General features: G+C 37.3%; 15 protein-coding genes. All 15 read right to left on the minus strand.

The window, feature by feature from the left end; genetic code table 11:
- Positions 1-21: 21 nt before the first annotated feature.
- The gene (locus BVF91_RS05360) at positions 22-474 is read right to left on the minus strand and encodes an arginine repressor (protein WP_085112448.1); all 453 of its coding nucleotides are present in this window, start codon (positions 472-474) and stop codon (positions 22-24) included.
- Positions 475-517: 43 nt separating this feature from the next.
- Entirely contained in the window at positions 518-1507 is a 990-nt protein-coding gene (gene arcC / locus BVF91_RS05365) for a carbamate kinase (protein ID WP_085112449.1), read from the minus strand.
- A 15-nt stretch (positions 1508-1522) separates the two neighbouring features.
- Entirely contained in the window at positions 1523-2950 is a 1428-nt protein-coding gene (locus BVF91_RS05370) for a basic amino acid/polyamine antiporter (RefSeq protein WP_085112450.1), read from the minus strand.
- Between the two features lie 68 nt (positions 2951-3018).
- A complete protein-coding gene (gene argF / locus BVF91_RS05375) occupies positions 3019-4008 on the minus strand; it encodes an ornithine carbamoyltransferase (RefSeq protein WP_085112451.1) in 990 nt (329 codons plus the stop codon).
- A 28-nt stretch (positions 4009-4036) separates the two neighbouring features.
- Complete coding sequence (arcA, locus tag BVF91_RS05380; protein ID WP_085112452.1) at positions 4037-5284, minus strand: arginine deiminase; 1248 nt, start codon at positions 5282-5284, stop codon at positions 4037-4039.
- A gap of 402 nt (positions 5285-5686) precedes the next feature.
- On the minus strand, positions 5687-7063 hold the full coding sequence (locus tag BVF91_RS05385) for an amino acid permease (protein ID WP_085112453.1): 1377 nt from the start codon (positions 7061-7063) through the stop codon (positions 5687-5689).
- Positions 7064-7093: 30 nt separating this feature from the next.
- Complete coding sequence (locus BVF91_RS05390; protein WP_085112454.1) at positions 7094-7582, minus strand: arginine repressor; 489 nt, start codon at positions 7580-7582, stop codon at positions 7094-7096.
- Between the two features lie 192 nt (positions 7583-7774).
- On the minus strand, positions 7775-7960 hold the full coding sequence (locus tag BVF91_RS05395) for a small, acid-soluble spore protein, alpha/beta type (protein WP_013786991.1): 186 nt from the start codon (positions 7958-7960) through the stop codon (positions 7775-7777).
- Between the two features lie 66 nt (positions 7961-8026).
- Positions 8027-9361, minus strand: coding sequence for a germination protein YpeB (ypeB, locus tag BVF91_RS05400; protein ID WP_085112455.1), 1335 nt, complete (start codon positions 9359-9361; stop codon positions 8027-8029).
- A 9-nt stretch (positions 9362-9370) separates the two neighbouring features.
- The gene (gene sleB / locus BVF91_RS05405) at positions 9371-10087 is read right to left on the minus strand and encodes a spore cortex-lytic enzyme (RefSeq protein WP_085112456.1); all 717 of its coding nucleotides are present in this window, start codon (positions 10085-10087) and stop codon (positions 9371-9373) included.
- Between the two features lie 49 nt (positions 10088-10136).
- The gene (locus tag BVF91_RS05410) at positions 10137-11594 is read right to left on the minus strand and encodes an aminotransferase class I/II-fold pyridoxal phosphate-dependent enzyme (protein ID WP_085112457.1); all 1458 of its coding nucleotides are present in this window, start codon (positions 11592-11594) and stop codon (positions 10137-10139) included.
- A gap of 13 nt (positions 11595-11607) precedes the next feature.
- Entirely contained in the window at positions 11608-12243 is a 636-nt protein-coding gene (gene spoIIR, locus BVF91_RS05415; RefSeq protein ID WP_085112458.1) for a stage II sporulation protein R, read from the minus strand.
- Positions 12244-12338: 95 nt separating this feature from the next.
- Positions 12339-13487, minus strand: coding sequence for a Ger(x)C family spore germination protein (locus BVF91_RS05420; RefSeq protein ID WP_085112459.1), 1149 nt, complete (start codon positions 13485-13487; stop codon positions 12339-12341).
- Complete coding sequence (locus tag BVF91_RS05425) at positions 13484-14578, minus strand: GerAB/ArcD/ProY family transporter (protein WP_085112460.1); 1095 nt, start codon at positions 14576-14578, stop codon at positions 13484-13486. The genes BVF91_RS05420 and BVF91_RS05425 overlap by 4 nt, the downstream gene beginning before the upstream one ends.
- Positions 14562-16175, minus strand: coding sequence for a spore germination protein (locus BVF91_RS05430; protein ID WP_085112461.1), 1614 nt, complete (start codon positions 16173-16175; stop codon positions 14562-14564). Before BVF91_RS05430 ends, BVF91_RS05425 begins: the two co-directional genes overlap by 17 nt.
- Positions 16176-16185 lie beyond the last annotated feature (10 nt).

Here is a 16185-nt window from a genome sequence, read left to right on the forward strand (position 1 = left end):
GGATAAATCCGCCTTAATATTTTAATTTGTCATTTCGCTTTTGAAAATCTCTTTAACAACTGTACTGCCCGCTTTTCTTACCAATATAAAAATTGTATTGTCGCCAGCTACAGAGCCAACGATATCATCGCATTTTAATAGATCTATCATCTCGGCTACGGCAGATGCCGCTCCAGACAATGTCTTTATGACAATGATATTTCCATTACATTTAATATCGACTATTGATTTTAAAAAATTGTTTTTAGGAAGACTGCAGTCTTCATTAAAAGCATATTTATATGATTTCATATCAGTGCTTGGAACTTTTATCAACCTTAGCTCTTTAATGTCCTGAGAAATCGTCGATTGTGTGGCTATAATTTTATTTAACTTAAGCTCCTCTATAAGCTGTTTTTGGTTTATTATTTCCTTTTCTCTTATTATCTCGATTATCTTAGATTGCCTTAAAGCCTTTTGATTATAAGCCATCATTATAAAAACCACCTTTATAAGTATCCACAGCACTTTAAATCTTTTAAGCTTTTAAATTAGCAAGTTTTCTTTCAGCGACAGGACTTAAGATTATGGAAGTTCCACTTATGCCCATCACTGCTAATTTCGCTTTGCTTAACGATGCTATTATCGATTTTCGTCCTGCCTTAGACTCTGCAAACATTATTGCCGCTTTGACCTTAGGCAACATTGAGCCTTCTGCAAAATGTCCTTCTTCTATATATCTTTTGGCTTCCTCTACCGTCAACAGCGATAAATTCTTTTGGTCTGGCTTGTTAAAGTTTATCGCAACTTGTTCTACAGCCGTAAGTATCATGAGAATATCCGCATTTAAAATTTCAGCTAATTTTTCAGAGGCCAGATCCTTATCTATAACTGCTGGAACGCCTTTCAAGCTTCCATCTTCATTTTCAATTACTGGCACGCCGCCACCGCCTACCGCAATAACCACATGTCCTGCATTGACAATCGTTTTTATCAATTGCTCTTCAACGATCTTTTTCGGCATTGGTGATGCGACAACTCTCCTATAACCTCTGCCAGCATCTTCTTTCATTACATATCCTTTCTCTTCCATTAATTTTTTAGCCTGTTCTTCAGTAAAGAATGAACCTACAGGTTTTGTCGGATTCTTAAAACCTGGATCATCTTTATCAACCACCACCTGTGTAACCACAGACGCAACGTCTTTATTGATTCCTCTTTTTATCATCTCGTCTCTAATCGCCTGTTGCAGGTGGTATCCAATGTAACCTTGACTGAATGCACCGCATTCAGGAAAAGGCATAACAGGTATATTTTTATTTACAGAATTAGCGGTTTCATACGTTGATACAATTTGTCCTACCTGCGGTCCATTGCCATGAGAAATGATAACCTCATGTCCATCTTCTATAAGATCTACAATTGCTTTTGCAGTGCTATGTGCTGTCTTAAGCTGTGCTTCTGCAGATGTATCTTTTGGATTTTCTTGAAGTGCATTTCCTCCAAGTGCTACAACGATTCTTGCCATGTTACTTTCTCCTCTCTACGGTGTTATTTTTCCTGTCGCAACTTCATAAATCATGATAATCGCTATTAAAACCATTATCGCCATAGATATGACTTCAGCTTTACTGACTTTTTCTCCTCTTTCTCTTTTAGCAATATAGTAAGGAATTATACCTATTGCATACATAATGAATGCGAGACCTAAGTAGGATATGCCTACAGCATAAATCACGTACAAAGAATATACAGTGGCTATCAAAGAAATTACCGTATCAACGACTATAGATTTGTCTTCATTGCATACTTTTAAAGAAAACAGTGCTGAAAAAAGATATGGTATAAGTATCAATGTAGTTGCCATATAATACAATGTATAGTATGCAGATTGTAATTTATCAGATAGCAATGATACCAAAAACATTTGTGTTAACACATTAGTCAAAATAAGTGAATTTATCGGCACTCCGTTTTTATTTTCTCTGGAAAACCACTTAGGCATAACCCCATCTTTTGCCGCTACGTAAGGGATTTCTGCAGCTAACAATATCCAGCTTAAAGTCGCGCCTAAAAGTGATACTATAAGGCCAAGCTTTACGATAACTCCACCAGCGCCTCCTAATATAGTGGCTTCAAGCACATTTGCCAATGGAGTGCTGGCTTTTGCTAAAACCTTTGCAGGCACAACGCCCATTGCAATTGTGGATATAAGCATGTAAATCAAAAGTGTAATCAAGATGCTTAAAACTGTTGCTTTACCTACTATTTTTTGAGATTCAGCTCTTTCAGACAATACTGTTGCAGCTTCGACGCCTATGAAGCACCACAATATGGTTCCCATGGCACCTTTTATCTGTCCTATTAAGCTGCTTGCACTGCCATCGGATGCAAGTGTCGTGGTCCAGTTGTGTACATTAAAAATTGGAACCTTGAAAACTATCAATCCAAATATGATAACTAAAATCAACGGAAGCAGCTTTGCAACTGTTACAATCGCATTTACGACACCAGCATCTTTAATTCCTCTTGTAATGATATAATGTATTATCCAAAGCAAAATTGAAGCAACTATGAAAGTAACTACTGGTTTTAACTCATGCCCTTTTCCAAGCAAGCTATTAAATGTTTTAAAAAGCAAAACCAAAAATGCAACGTTACCAAGCCAAGCACTTAACCAGTAACCCCATGCAGAATTAAATCCTACAAATTCTCCAAAGCCTGCTCTTGCATAAGAATAAATACCACCTGTCAAACTTGGTCTTTTATTTGCCAGCATCTGAAACACCAGCGCCAACGAAACTACACCAATGCCGCCAATCAGCCACGCAATAAGTGCTGACTGCGGATTTGATACACCAATAAGATCAGTAGGGCTATTGAATATACCTCCACCAATCATCGAACCCACGCCCAATGCTATTAAAAGCATCAGCCCCAACTTTTTTTGCTTCCCAACACTACCTTCCATACATTCCCCTCCTATACATTTATTTTTACAATGGGATAGGTTTGTAACCTAGCCCATTGTAAGATGCATCATAGAGTAGCAACCATCACTGCTTTAATTGTGTGCATTCTATTCTCGGCTTCATCAAAAACAACTGAATGTTTGCTTCTGAAAACTTCATCAGTAACTTCTCTAATATCCAGATTCATTTTCTCTTTTGCATTCTTAGCCATTGTCGTCTCAAAATCATGGAAAGATGGTAAGCAATGCATGAATATGACTTCTGGATTTTGTGTAGCTTTTAACATATCCATATCAACTCTAAAAGGTGTAAGAAGTTTTACTCTGTCAGCCAGTTTATCTTCTTCGCCCATTGAAGCCCATATATCTGTATATATGACATCAGCACCTTTAATTTTTTCAATATCATCCGTAACTTCAAGTATAGCGCCAGTTTCCTCTGCAATTTTATTTACCTCATCAAGAACAGAACTTTCTGGCCACAGCTCTTTAGGTCCGTATGCCACAAAATGCATTCCCATTTTTGCACAACCATAAAGCCATGCATAAGACATGTTATTTCTTGTATCACCTACAAAAACTATTTTCACTTTGTTAAGTGGTTTTGCTACATGCTCTTCAATTGTAAGCATATCTGCCAGTATTTGTGTAGGATGATCTACATCTGTAAGCCCATTAAACACAGGAACCCCAGAATATTTCGCAAGATCTTCAACAACCTTTTGCGCAAAGCCTCTATACTCGATTCCATCATAGAATCTGCCAAGAACCTTTGCAGTATCTTCCAGCGATTCTTTCTTACCCATCTGAGAACTGTTCATATCCAAATATGTCACATGTGCTCCTTCATCTAATGCAGCCACTTCAAACGCACATCTTGTCCTTGTAGATGTCTTTTCAAACAAGAGGACAATATTTTTCCCATCAAGAAGTTTATCTTTTAGTCCCTTTCTCTTTTTTGCTTTCAGATCGTGTGAGAGATCCAGCAAATACCTTATTTCTTCTGTTGTAAAATCTTTAAGTGTTAAAAAGCTTCTTCCTTTTAAGTTTATTGGCATAATAATTCCTCCTCAAATCTTTTAGTTTTTATCTTAAATTTTCTCTAACAAGAGGCATACTCATGCATCTTGGGCCGCCTCTACCCCTTGAAAGCTCTGCACTTGGTATTCTGAGAACCTTTATACCTCTTTTCTCCAACAATTCGTTAGACACATAATTTCTTTCGTATGTTACGACGACACCAGGCGCTATTGCCAGCGTATTAGATCCATCATTCCATTGCTCTCTACCTGAGATTATTGGATCACCGCCACCGCATTTTATAAGCTCGACATAATCCAATCCTAATGCGTTGCTTAAAATGTTTTCAAGTGAATTAGTATCATTCCTGTATTTAAGTGCACCGTCACTTCCGCTTGAAATTTCATAGACATTGAGATTTCCCTGTATGCCTGAATGTATTGTAAATTTGTCGTAATCAACCATTGTAAATACGGTATCCAAATGCATGAAAGAACGGGCTTTTGGAATTTCAAATACTAATATTTTTTTGAAGCTTGTTTTGCCATTTAATAAATTTTTAGCTAATATCTCAATTGCTTCCGACGATGTCCTTTCGCTACATCCTATTGCCATCACTTCATCTGATAATATAAGCTCATCCCCACCTTCGATGGAAAAAGGCATTGTCCTGTCATACCAAAGAGGAATATTCGCATCCTTAAAGAGATCATGATATTTATGAATGTACTTTATAAAAAGTGTTTCTCTCCTTCTGGCTTCAGTTTTCATTCTGCTTATAGAAAGGCCATTTCCAATTGAAGCGCCGATATCTCTGGTAAAGTATAGATTTGGCATCGGATCAAGATAAAATGGGTAATCATCTTTAATTATGCCTGTAAGAGAATTGACCTTTTTAAGCCTTACGTCATCTTTTCGTATTCCAGCAATTATCGTGTCAATCATTTCTTCTGTGTCCATGCTAAGAAGGTATTCTTTCAATGCATCCTTTAAAACAGGTAAAATTATGCCACTTTCATTCAAAAATTCTTCAATGAACTCGTTTTTGATATCATCGTCGTTTAAGACGTCTGCTATCAAATTTTCAACGTACACTACCTCTACTCCATTTTCTCGCAATACATCTGAAAATTTATCGTGTTCTTGTTGGGCAACTTTGAGATATGGTATATCATCAAACAAAAGCCTTCCCAAATAGTCTGGAACTAAATTTTCAATTTCTTTTCCAGGTCTGTGTAGTAAAACTTTTTTTAATACGCCTATTTCTGAATAGACGTTTATGCTCAAAGAATCGATACTGACACAGGATTCCATATTGCTACCTCCATTTCTAAATTTATTTATCATCATCTGTTCACCGCAATTATACATCTAAAACGCTCATCCAATAAAACAGCAATAATCTTAAAATATTTTAATTTTATATGATATGGTTTTCTCTGAGAGAAATAACGGTTTACCTCTTAAATATGCGTATATTCTCTGAAATTTATGTATTTATCCGATTTTTATAAAAAAATATGAATTTTTACTTGCATACTGATTGATTTTTATTCATAAATGTCTTTTAATGTCGCTACTTGTTACAAAATATACAAACCTATACAAACTTTTATACATTCACTGCATAAAATATTAATTCGAATTTTTTACAAAAAAATAACCAGGTTTTAAGCCCGGTTATTCTTGTTCAGAAAAATTTGATTTTTAATGATCTTATCTTACATTTAAAGTGCTGTGATATCTGCTGTACGCGAAATAAATGATTAGGCCTACTATCATCCATATTACAAATCTCGCAAGTGTCACCATTGGAAGATTGATGATAAGGTACAAGCTAAATATCATCGTAAGAGGCGCTACAATCCACACGAAAGGCACTTTAAACTTCCTTTCAGCATTTGGCATCTTTACTCTTAGAACCAATATACCAATTGATACAATGATAAAAGCGCTCAATGTGCCGATGTTTGTAAGCTCAATTATTTCATCTAATGGAAGAAATCCCGCAATAATAGCAGTCAAAACACATGTAATCAATGTATTTATGTGAGGAGTTTTGTACTTTGGATGAACCCTTGAAAAAACCTCTGGCAAAAGGCCATCACGTGCCATCACCATAAAAATCCTTATCTGACCATACAAAGTCACTAAAAGCGTCGAAACCATGCCTACAATAGCACCTGTAGCAACCAGTGCAGAACCCCAGTTAATCCCCACACTTAAAAGTGCACCAGGAAGCGCATTGTTTGGATCTATGTGTTTGAAAGGTACCATCCCAACCAATGTGATGGCAACCGCCATGTATATAACAAGAATCAATACTACAGCCACCATAAGTCCTAAAGGAACATCTCTTGTGGGATTTTTCGTTTCCTCCGCTGCAGTAGAAACAGCATCAAAGCCTACATATGCAAAAAATATGATAGCTGCTGCAGTCATTATCCCTTTAAATCCATACGGTGCAAATGGAGTAAAATTGGCCATCTTAATGTGGCTAAATCCTAAAAATACAAACAATCCTATGACAGCAATCTTCAAAAGAACTATCAAATTATTTACAGTGGCACTTTCCCTTACGCCAACGTACAAAATCCATGTTACAAACGCAGTAATCAAAATTGCAGGCAAATCCATGATGCCGCCAGAAATTGGAGGTGTAGTTATGACTTTAGGCAATGTTATGCCAAGGGTTTTTAAAAATCCGATAAACGTGCCGGACCATCCTGATGCCACAGCGCTTGCAGATATAAGATATTCCAAAAGTAAATCCCATCCTATTATCCAAGCAACTATTTCACCAAAAGCAACATAAGAATAAGTATATGTGCTGCCAGCTACCGGAAACATTGTAACCAACTCAGCAAATATAAAAGCAGCCAAAACAGCCGTCACACCACCAATTATATACGAGATAATCACTGCTGGACCCGCTTTTAAAGCACCTTCGCCAGTTGACACAAACACTCCTGTTCCAACGACAGAACCAATGGCCAATGCAGCCAAATCAATAGCAGTGAGTTTTTTGTTTAAATTCGTCTTCTCAGCAGTCTCAAGCAATTGATCTGCCGACTTCTTTCTGAATACATTCATCTAATATTGCCTCCTATGTTGTTTTTAACATCAACTTAATTTTTTAATATTTTCCCCCATTTGCGTATCGACTATTTTTTTTAATCTATCGATTACTTCTTTTACATTATCATCTTTGTCGACAAGCACAAAAATAGTATTATTTCCTGCAATAGTGCCTACGATTTCACTCCAGTTTAATTCATCAATTGCTTCAGCGGCACTTGATGCAGCACCAGACAACGTTTTAATTGCAATTATATTGCCTGAATAATCTACATCTACAATTACTTTAGATAAAAGCGATAAAAATTTATCCAATGTTATATTCTCATTTACATCCCTGGTGGAGTATTTGTATCTTTTCCCATCGCTGCTTAATATCTTTACTAACTTCAGTTCCTTTATATCTCTCGATATGGTGGCTTGAGTCACAATGAATCCTTCTTTTTGCAATTCATTGACTAATTCCTCTTGATTCTCAATATCTTTCTCTTTGATGATTTTTAATATCTTGTTGTGGCGATCCAGCTTTGTCATATAACTCACCTCAAATCTCTACAAAATTATTGATTATTTTTAAACATTTTTTACACAATAATTTTATCGCGTTTGCTATTAAATGTCTACAATTTTAGTTGAGCACTAAAAATTTTTTAAGTCATTATAGACGTTAAAAGGCCAGAGAAGAAATTTATCTTCCCCGGCCTTTCTGGGCTTTAATGAGGAGACTTAGAAGTTATTGTTCTGTACCATGCTTTCCTCGGCTTTCTTGATAGCAAGTTTTACAAGATTGCCGCAGTCACGAGATGATACACTTCCCCAACCTTCAGTCTTTACAATGTCGTAAACGCCTAACTCTTTTGCCAATTCCTCTTTCAGGTTATCTGACATGAGGCTATTGCGACGTCTACTCATTTTCAATTCCTCCTTTTGGGCCCATTTATATTTTTCCTGTTAAGCTCTTTTTTATTCTAAAAGAAATTACATCGTCAGATTGCCTTGATTTGTCTTTATGACTTTTAAAATCTTTTCTTCAACGCCATTTTCCGCGTTGATGTATACATAAAATGTATCGCCGCTGTATGTTCCTTTAAATTCATAAGCCAAAACTTCTTTCCCTCCGTCCAATGGTATTATGCACAATCGGCTGCTTTCAATTTTCAAATTCTTGCTGACCTTGCTTTGCGCTTCAGATTCCGTAAGCTTCGGCTTTTCTATTTTCCTATCAACGTGTGACATATAGTATGATGTGGCATCAAATCCTACTATGTCGCCATTGTCCAATGCAATTTTTACTTTGACAATGTCAGGATAGATTCTTACGTTATCCTGAACAGGAGTAAAATTAAATTGGACCGTTCCATTGGCCTTTATAGAATAAGTATTTTCCATATTGCTGAAACCATGTGATTTTAAAAACTTCATAGCATAATTTAACGCTTGTGTCTCTGATATGTTCACTTTAGAAACTGCCCTTTGATCCATAAGCCATATTACATGCCCGCCCTTCTTGCTTACATTCACATATATAGAAGGAGCGTTTTGAGGTGGCTTTAATTCTACTCCATACGCATCTATCTTTCCATTGTTAGGACTGTATTTAATCGCAGACGATACTGGCTTTCCTAAAAACCTTTTTGCTATTGACACTGCGTTATCGTACGAAACGTTGCTGCCAGTCAGTCCTTTGGGCGTTAACTTTGCTTGACTTTCAGAAAAAGGTCCATCGTATATAAGTGTTGGATAGTTAGACATCTGTTGATTTACAGTATTCATATTCACATTTAGTATTTTGCTGTCTATCTGGCTCATCTTTTGAGTGCCTTTTTTATTTAAGTTGTCTAAATCATACCCTCCTTGTATTTTGCTTCTTAAATCTTGCAAACTTTTGCCAAGATATACTGCGTAGTTGTGCAGCTCTGATATTGTCTTTAAATCTTTGTCCGTCAATTTTTTGCCGTCAGCGACGTTTTTTGAAAGGCTGTAAGAATAATCGCCGATTTGGGACAAAAACTTTGAAGTGTTGTCTAATTCAGGTTGACTTATGGGAAGCTGGCTTAAGTTTTCCTGCGCCTCAAAAGCCTGTCTCCATACATCGCTTAGAATTGGTATTGTCGTATTTTCCTGAGATGAAACCATCAACTTGCCTGTTGATGTCTCTATATTTTCTATGCTGTTTACAAGCTGATAAAAAGACCTATCGTACTGTGCCTGTAAATATCTATGGTATGTTACTTTCTGCATGTACTGATTGTATCCCCATGCACCTACTACTAAAAGCAAAAGAAGCATCACGACTGTTGATATTCTCTTCATTTACATCACCTACCTTGCAAATATATGGTTGCCAATCTGGGTTATTATTGGCCTGTTAAAAATCCAGTAATTTTGTACTCTCGATGCATTGTAGTAGTACAGTGCTCCACCTGTTGGATCCCATCCTGCTATTGCATCCTGAGCTGCTCTTATGCAGTCTTGAGTTGGAGGAAGCCACATTTGTCCATCATCAACCGCAGAAAATGCTCCAGGTTGGAAAATCACGCCTGCAATTGTATGTGGAAACATCGGTGACCTTACTCTGTTCATCACAACCGCTCCAACGGCTACTTTGCCTATAAAAGGCTCACCTCTCGCTTCACCGTTTATAAGCATTGCCAAAAGGTATACGTCATCGTTTGTAGTCGTTGATGTTGCTGGAGTGTATGTACTTGATATTGAAGTGTATTTGCTAATATTAAATCCCAAGGCTACCTTCGTCTGATCGTCCACAATCCCAGTCACATTAAGTCCATTATTAGCCTGAAATTTTCTCACAGCCAGCCATGTTCTGACTCCGAAAAATCCATCTACAGGCCCATCGTAATATCCCCAATCTTTTAACCTTGATTGAACTCTCGATACGTCTGAGCCAGAATTGCCCCAGTACAAATTTGCCATTGTCTTCATGGACATGTTTAATGTGCTTAACTCGACACAAAAAGTCGTAAATAATATTAATATAAGCAAAACTACTTTGACTCTTGAAATGGAATAGTTTTTCATCTGTCTCCTCCTCTACAAATTAGTATTTGTAGATATTTTTTGTAGAGAATCAAACTTTATACACGTGTCCCAAAACTTTTATATGATCTATGTTTGGATCTTCAGTGCCCTGAAGCTGACAATGCTGCCTTTTAAGCAGCTTTACCCTTTCAATTATGTCTTTTGTTATCCTCTCACCTGGGCAAATCATTGGTATCCCCGGCGGATATGCCATGATCATCTCCGCACATATTTCACCTTCTGCATCATCCAAAAGAATTGACCTGCTTTTGCTATAATACGCATCTCTCGGAGCAACGATGACTTCTGGCCTTATTATGTTTCCTGTTGTTATTTCACCGCTGTTTTTATTCATTTTGGCAAATTCCTTTAAACTGTGTATTAGATGCTCTACATCATCCTTTTCATCGCCAAGGCTTATTATTGCCATTATATTGCTAAGATCCGCCATCTCCAACTGGATGTGGTATTTAAGCCTCAATTCTCTCATTATCTCGTATCCCGTCATGCCTGTCTTTGATACATTTATGACAAGTTTAGTTGGATCTAACATATATGGGCTCATTATATCCTTTTGAGTAATGGCTTTTAACCCATCTATCTTGTTGATTTCCTCACGAGCGTATTCCGAAAATTCTATGACTTTCATGAGCATTTCTTCACCTTTAGTAGCCAACTGTTTTCTCGCCACATCCAGTGATGCCATCAAAACGTACGAAGCAGACGTAGATTGCAAAAGGTTTAAAATGGACTTTATTGAAGACACTTCTACTCTATTGCCCTTAGACAAAAGAAGAGAGCTTTGTGTCATTGAGCCACCCGTTTTATGTATGCTAAGGGCACAAATGTCAGCGCCCAGTGTAATACCACCACGAGGCATGTCAGGATGAAAATAAAAATGGCTTCCATGCGCTTCATCGCACAAAACCGCCATATTATTCTCGTGTGCCACATTGATTATCTTTTCTAATTCTGAAGTAATGCCGTAATACGTAGGATTCAATATGAGAACTGCTTTAGCGTCAGGGTTTGCTAAAATTGCCTCTTGTACCTTGTCGGCGCTAATTCCTAATGCTATATCCAAATCTTCATCTATTTCAGGATACAGGTAAACAGGTACTGCACCTGATAGAATGAGAGCCGAAAAAGCTGATTTGTGAGCATTTCTCGGCATGATTATCTTGTCACCCGGCTCTGTAACTGCCATTATCATGGCTTGTATTCCAGACGTAGTGCCATTGACCAAAAAGTAAGCATAATCTGCACCAAAAGCCTGTGCTGCAAGTTTATGTGCTTCTTCTATTACGCCTATTGGATTAGCAAGATTATCCAAATCCTCCATGCTGTTGACATCAATGCTCATCACTGCACTTCCAACGTATTGAGTAAATTCTCTATTTCCCTTCCCATGTTTATGCCCTGGAACATGAAAGGCATACACATTTTCCTCTACATAATTTTTTAGCGCCTCAAATAAAGGCGCATCATTCTGTGTGTACTTCGTCATCTAAGTTTTCCTCCTAATCTTTTAATGCCATTTTTATCTCGTTAAAATACCTTTCCAATACTTCCACGACTTTAAATTTCACCTGTGGTTTTTCTGTCTCTATCATGGACAATTCATCTTCTGACAAGAACCTGCTTAATTCTCTCTTTGTCTCATCGCTTGTAAGCCCATGTGTTATATCGATAAAACACAGTGGCGGAAACATCACACACCACCAATTTTTCCCTTCGCCTTTACCTATGACGATCCTAAGTGCATTGTAATTTCCTGCAGGCAGTGTGATCGTTCCGTAGTATTTTGTAGGAAAATCAAAGCGACCGTACATTACTTTGACACCATAATTTTTTCCATTGGCGTAAACAGTATCTTGCGCTATCTTTTGTATGTATGGTATGTTCTTCTTTATTATTTCTTCTGACTCCTTTAGATTTGTCACACCGATGAATCTGTCGTTCATGTTTTTGATTACAGCATCTCTCACTTTTAGCTTTAGGCTTTGGTCCTCTTTAGAATCGCTGTTAGCTATAACGTGAAATCTTATAAGCTTATTTGAGATATCTTTTTTCATGGCGTATGTGTCATCGTTTTTACTTATCTCAAAGAAAAATACTGTAGAAATTATCAGAACAATTGCAATAAGACGCTTCATTATGTATAATCCCCCAATTATTTTTATTTGACAATTACAATTAAAATTGCCTTCGATTTCAATTATTGCCAAACAAGATGAGAATTATACAAAATTTATCTAAATAAGCCTATCCTCCTAATGTGGGCAGTCACAACCGGCTCCACCACAACATCCGGAAATTTCTCATTCCAAGTTGGCCCAACTTTGCTCCAAAGGGAAGGATTGTACTTCTCAATGTAGTCTCCTACACCTATCATATCGACTTTTAAATCCTTCTGAAATTTTTTAAGTGATTCATTTATCATTTTTTCAATGACGCCGTCGGCTTTTTTCTCCATTGTGCTTAATACATTTGTGTCAAACATCTCCCCATGTTTTTGAAAACTGTATTCCGTCACTTCTCCTTCAACATCGTATTTTAATTTGTATATTATCTTTCCGTTTTTCTCAATAACCTGTCTTTTCATAACGGTATTTGTGATGTTAAATGGCACCTTTACTTCCTTACCGTCCGTTGTAGGCATGTCAAACGTAATGTCTCCACCTTTGACAAAGCCCATAAGCCACATGTACCCCATGTTTTCCCCATCTGACAGCCATCCTGCCAGTTTGTAATTTTTTATGATGGCAGAACCAGCAATTTTCAGTTCATCTTTTCCCGCTGATATGACTGGAATTATGGCGTTTCCATTTGTGTCATGCAACGATTTGGTTATTTTATTGTAATCTATATTAGGAAATATTGACGTCCTGTTGTACTGCTTGAATATATCATCAATATACGCACCAATATCTGGATCAAATTTATAATTTTTAAGCAGTATATCTTGTGCCTTGCCATTTGCCACCAGCAACCTTAACTTCCTGCTTAGTTCGTAGCTTCTATCTAAAGTATCCAATACTTCAAGAAATTTATCCCTATTGCTGACTACATCCTTGCCTAAAATCACAGCTTTCGTATGACCTAAAAAAAGCCTTTTATCAAGCCTTGTGCTCACATGACGGGATGCAGAAAAGACTGTATCCCCAATTTCTGATATGGAGAAATTAGGCTGCCCACCGCCACCACCGCCGCCACCTGCAGCGCTGGACACCTGTTTTACATTTGGAAACTGGAAAGTCACCACATAATTTTTGGCTTGATTCGACGTGTCAATCCCTATGGCCATCACAAATGCTCTGTCCTCAATCTCAACCTTGTCCCAGCATCCTGTCAAAATTAATGGTATAATGAGCACCAAAATAAAAATAAATTTCTTCATTGCTTTTCACCTCCATGCCTTATTTTCACTATAGTACACATTAACAAAGGAAGGATGATCACAAAAAACAGAGCTAAATATATGGCGTATGACGCGTATCTGTATACCTCTACAATTGATTCAGGTATAAGTGCCATAAAGTATATGATGGGTATAAGCGGTATAACAAGATATGAATGTTCTCTTGCCTTTATAAGCTTTGACAAGCTCAGTGTGGCGGCATAATGAAAAGCCGATATAGATGTAAATACTGCAAACGTCCAAATGCCCATTATAAGGCTTTCAAGATTTTCAATAAAAAAGCCTGGAAAGTTTATGGATTTTATGACTGTAAGCAATGGCCACAATTGGACACTTGTTTCCTTGTACCCGAATATACCTATGGTGAAAAACGTTATGTAAAGATAAAAAAATATTATGGAAAAAAATGATACATTTATGCTTTTTTTAAGCTTGTTTCCCAATTGGATATATGGAAATATGACGTACAATATTTCAAATCCGATAAAACTGTAGGTAGTCTGCAAAATGCCTTTTGCAAGCCTTAAAGGTGAAATCCTAAGCACAGGCAAAAAATTGCTTAAATCTATGTCTGTAATGGCTGGCAAAAGGATGATCATGGCAGGTATAACCATTACAGGAAAAAGTATCTCCGACATCCTTGCAATAGGTTCTATCCCATATCGCACAATGTACGCCGACGTGAAAAGCAGGGTTATCATTATAACCTCTATAGGAGTGCTATTCAGTAGGTATGACTTTGCGACTTCACCGAATATCCTTAAATTTAAACTGCAAAAAATCAAAAAATACACGATTAAGAATATTGTAAGCAAAATAGACACAGGCTTAGTCATAATTTTTTCGGAATACTCTACAAATGTCTCCGTCGGAAATTTTGATGCTACGAAACTTATAATCCTAGCAAATGTTAAAGCCACAAGTCCTCCTAAAAGTATCACAATAAGACCATTGGGTCCTGCTGCCTTGGCCACATCTGCAGGCAAGCTTAATACACCAGCTCCTAACATAGTGGTAAAAAGCAGTATAGAAAGCTGATTTTCTGAGATCTTGTCATTGTTTTTTATCATCATTATCCCTCCGGTCTACTTCTACGCTTTCGATCTTCTCCGGTCTTAAATCCTTCATCCGTTTTTTGTCCTGTGTGTCAAGTGTAGGAGGTCTCTTTTTAAAGACCATCAGCGGCGCTCTTATAATTGTATCTGCCAAATCGCTTAAATTTATCTCTACAAATGGAGATAAATAAGGAAGTCCAAAGCTTTTAAGTACGACCAAATGTGTCAGCATAAGTATAAATCCCAGCATTATGCCGTATAACCCCAATACAGCCGCTAGAATCATAAAAGCAAACCTTAAAAGCCTAAAGGCAATGGCAGCACTGTAACTGGGTATAGAAAAAGACGAAACGGCAGTAACTGCTACCACTATCACCATCAACGGACTTACGATTCCTGCCATTACAGCAGCCTGACCGATGATCAAGCCGCCTACTATGCCTATCGTCTGGCCTATTGGTACAGGAAGCCTTATGCCTGCTTCTCTCAAAAGCTCAAAAGTCGCTTCCATTATTAATGCTTCCATAAAGGCAGGAAATGGAACTCCTTGCCTTGTTGAAGCTATATAAAGAGCCAATTTTGTAGGTATCATGCCAGGATGGTATGATGTAAATGCTATATATATAGATGGACCTACAAGAGCAATGATTGCCGCCGTAAACCTTAGTATCCTGAGAAGTGAAGAAATCATCCATCTCTCAAAATAATCTTCAGGCGATTGGAATAGTGTGGCCAACGTTGTAGGTATTATTAGTGCAAATGGCGAATTGTCTATGAGTATGGCAATCCTTCCCTCCAACACTGATGCAGCAACTTTATCAGGTCTTTCGGTGTTAAGCATTTGTGGAAATGGCGAATGCCAATCTTCCTCTATAAGCTGCTCAATATAGCCGCTTTCTAAAACGCCGTCTATGTCTATCTGATTAAGCCTTTCTTTTATCAATGACAACAAATCTTTATTGACTATGTCATCTATGTACAGTAAAGCAATATCCGTCTTAGACCTTTTCCCTATCTGCATCTGCTTTATCTTAAACTTCGGATCCCTTATCCACCTTCTGACAAGAGCTGTATTTACCCTCAAAGTCTCAGTAAAACCTTCTCTTGCGCCCCTTACAACCATTTCTGTCTCAGGAGGTGCAACAGATCTCATCTGCCATCCTCTGCTGGATATAATGACAACTTTAGAGTGTCCATCTAAGAAAAGGGCCGTATCACCTGAAAGTATAGATGTTATACATTTGTCTAAATCGTCAATCTCCTTTATGTCACCACCAGTTATGGCCGCTTTTTTGATTACTTCATATATGTTCTTTTTAATCTCATCAATCGAAGGTCTTGCCTGCCTTGAATCAAGCATAAGGGAATGCATCACGTGCTCGTTTATGATGCCTTTGTCCACAAGTCCATCTACAAACACTAATTCCAGTTTGTGCTGGAATTCCTCACCAACCCAAAATTCTCTGTAAATTATATCATCAGAATCTTTTAACATATCCTTTATGTATTTTATATTTTCTTCAATGTCTTCTTTCACCTTTGGACTTTCTACATCTTTACCTTCCCTGTTATCATTGTTTTTATTTTTAAAAAGTTTATTAAAAAATCCCAAAAAAACCACC

The organism is Thermoanaerobacterium sp. PSU-2 (assembly GCF_002102475.1).
Lineage (GTDB): Bacteria > Bacillota > Thermoanaerobacteria > Thermoanaerobacterales > Thermoanaerobacteraceae > Thermoanaerobacterium.

Excerpts from the sequence above, each read along its gene's own strand:
- BVF91_RS05360 (WP_085112448.1), bottom strand. The coding sequence starts at position 474 with ATGATGGCTTATAATCAAAAGGCTTTAAGGCAATCTAAGATAATCGAG.
- arcC (WP_085112449.1), bottom strand. The coding sequence starts at position 1,507 with ATGGCAAGAATCGTTGTAGCACTTGGAGGAAATGCACTTCAAGAAAAT.
- BVF91_RS05370 (WP_085112450.1), bottom strand. The coding sequence starts at position 2,950 with ATGGAAGGTAGTGTTGGGAAGCAAAAAAAGTTGGGGCTGATGCTTTTA.
- argF (WP_085112451.1), bottom strand. The coding sequence starts at position 4,008 with ATGCCAATAAACTTAAAAGGAAGAAGCTTTTTAACACTTAAAGATTTT.
- arcA (WP_085112452.1), bottom strand. The coding sequence starts at position 5,284 with ATGGAATCCTGTGTCAGTATCGATTCTTTGAGCATAAACGTCTATTCA.
- BVF91_RS05385 (WP_085112453.1), bottom strand. The coding sequence starts at position 7,063 with ATGAATGTATTCAGAAAGAAGTCGGCAGATCAATTGCTTGAGACTGCT.
- BVF91_RS05390 (WP_085112454.1), bottom strand. The coding sequence starts at position 7,582 with ATGACAAAGCTGGATCGCCACAACAAGATATTAAAAATCATCAAAGAG.
- BVF91_RS05395 (WP_013786991.1), bottom strand. The coding sequence starts at position 7,960 with ATGAGTAGACGTCGCAATAGCCTCATGTCAGATAACCTGAAAGAGGAA.
- ypeB (WP_085112455.1), bottom strand. The coding sequence starts at position 9,361 with ATGAAGAGAATATCAACAGTCGTGATGCTTCTTTTGCTTTTAGTAGTA.
- sleB (WP_085112456.1), bottom strand. The coding sequence starts at position 10,087 with ATGAAAAACTATTCCATTTCAAGAGTCAAAGTAGTTTTGCTTATATTA.
- BVF91_RS05410 (WP_085112457.1), bottom strand. The coding sequence starts at position 11,594 with ATGACGAAGTACACACAGAATGATGCGCCTTTATTTGAGGCGCTAAAA.
- spoIIR (WP_085112458.1), bottom strand. The coding sequence starts at position 12,243 with ATGAAGCGTCTTATTGCAATTGTTCTGATAATTTCTACAGTATTTTTC.
- BVF91_RS05420 (WP_085112459.1), bottom strand. The coding sequence starts at position 13,487 with ATGAAGAAATTTATTTTTATTTTGGTGCTCATTATACCATTAATTTTG.
- BVF91_RS05425 (WP_085112460.1), bottom strand. The coding sequence starts at position 14,578 with ATGATAAAAAACAATGACAAGATCTCAGAAAATCAGCTTTCTATACTG.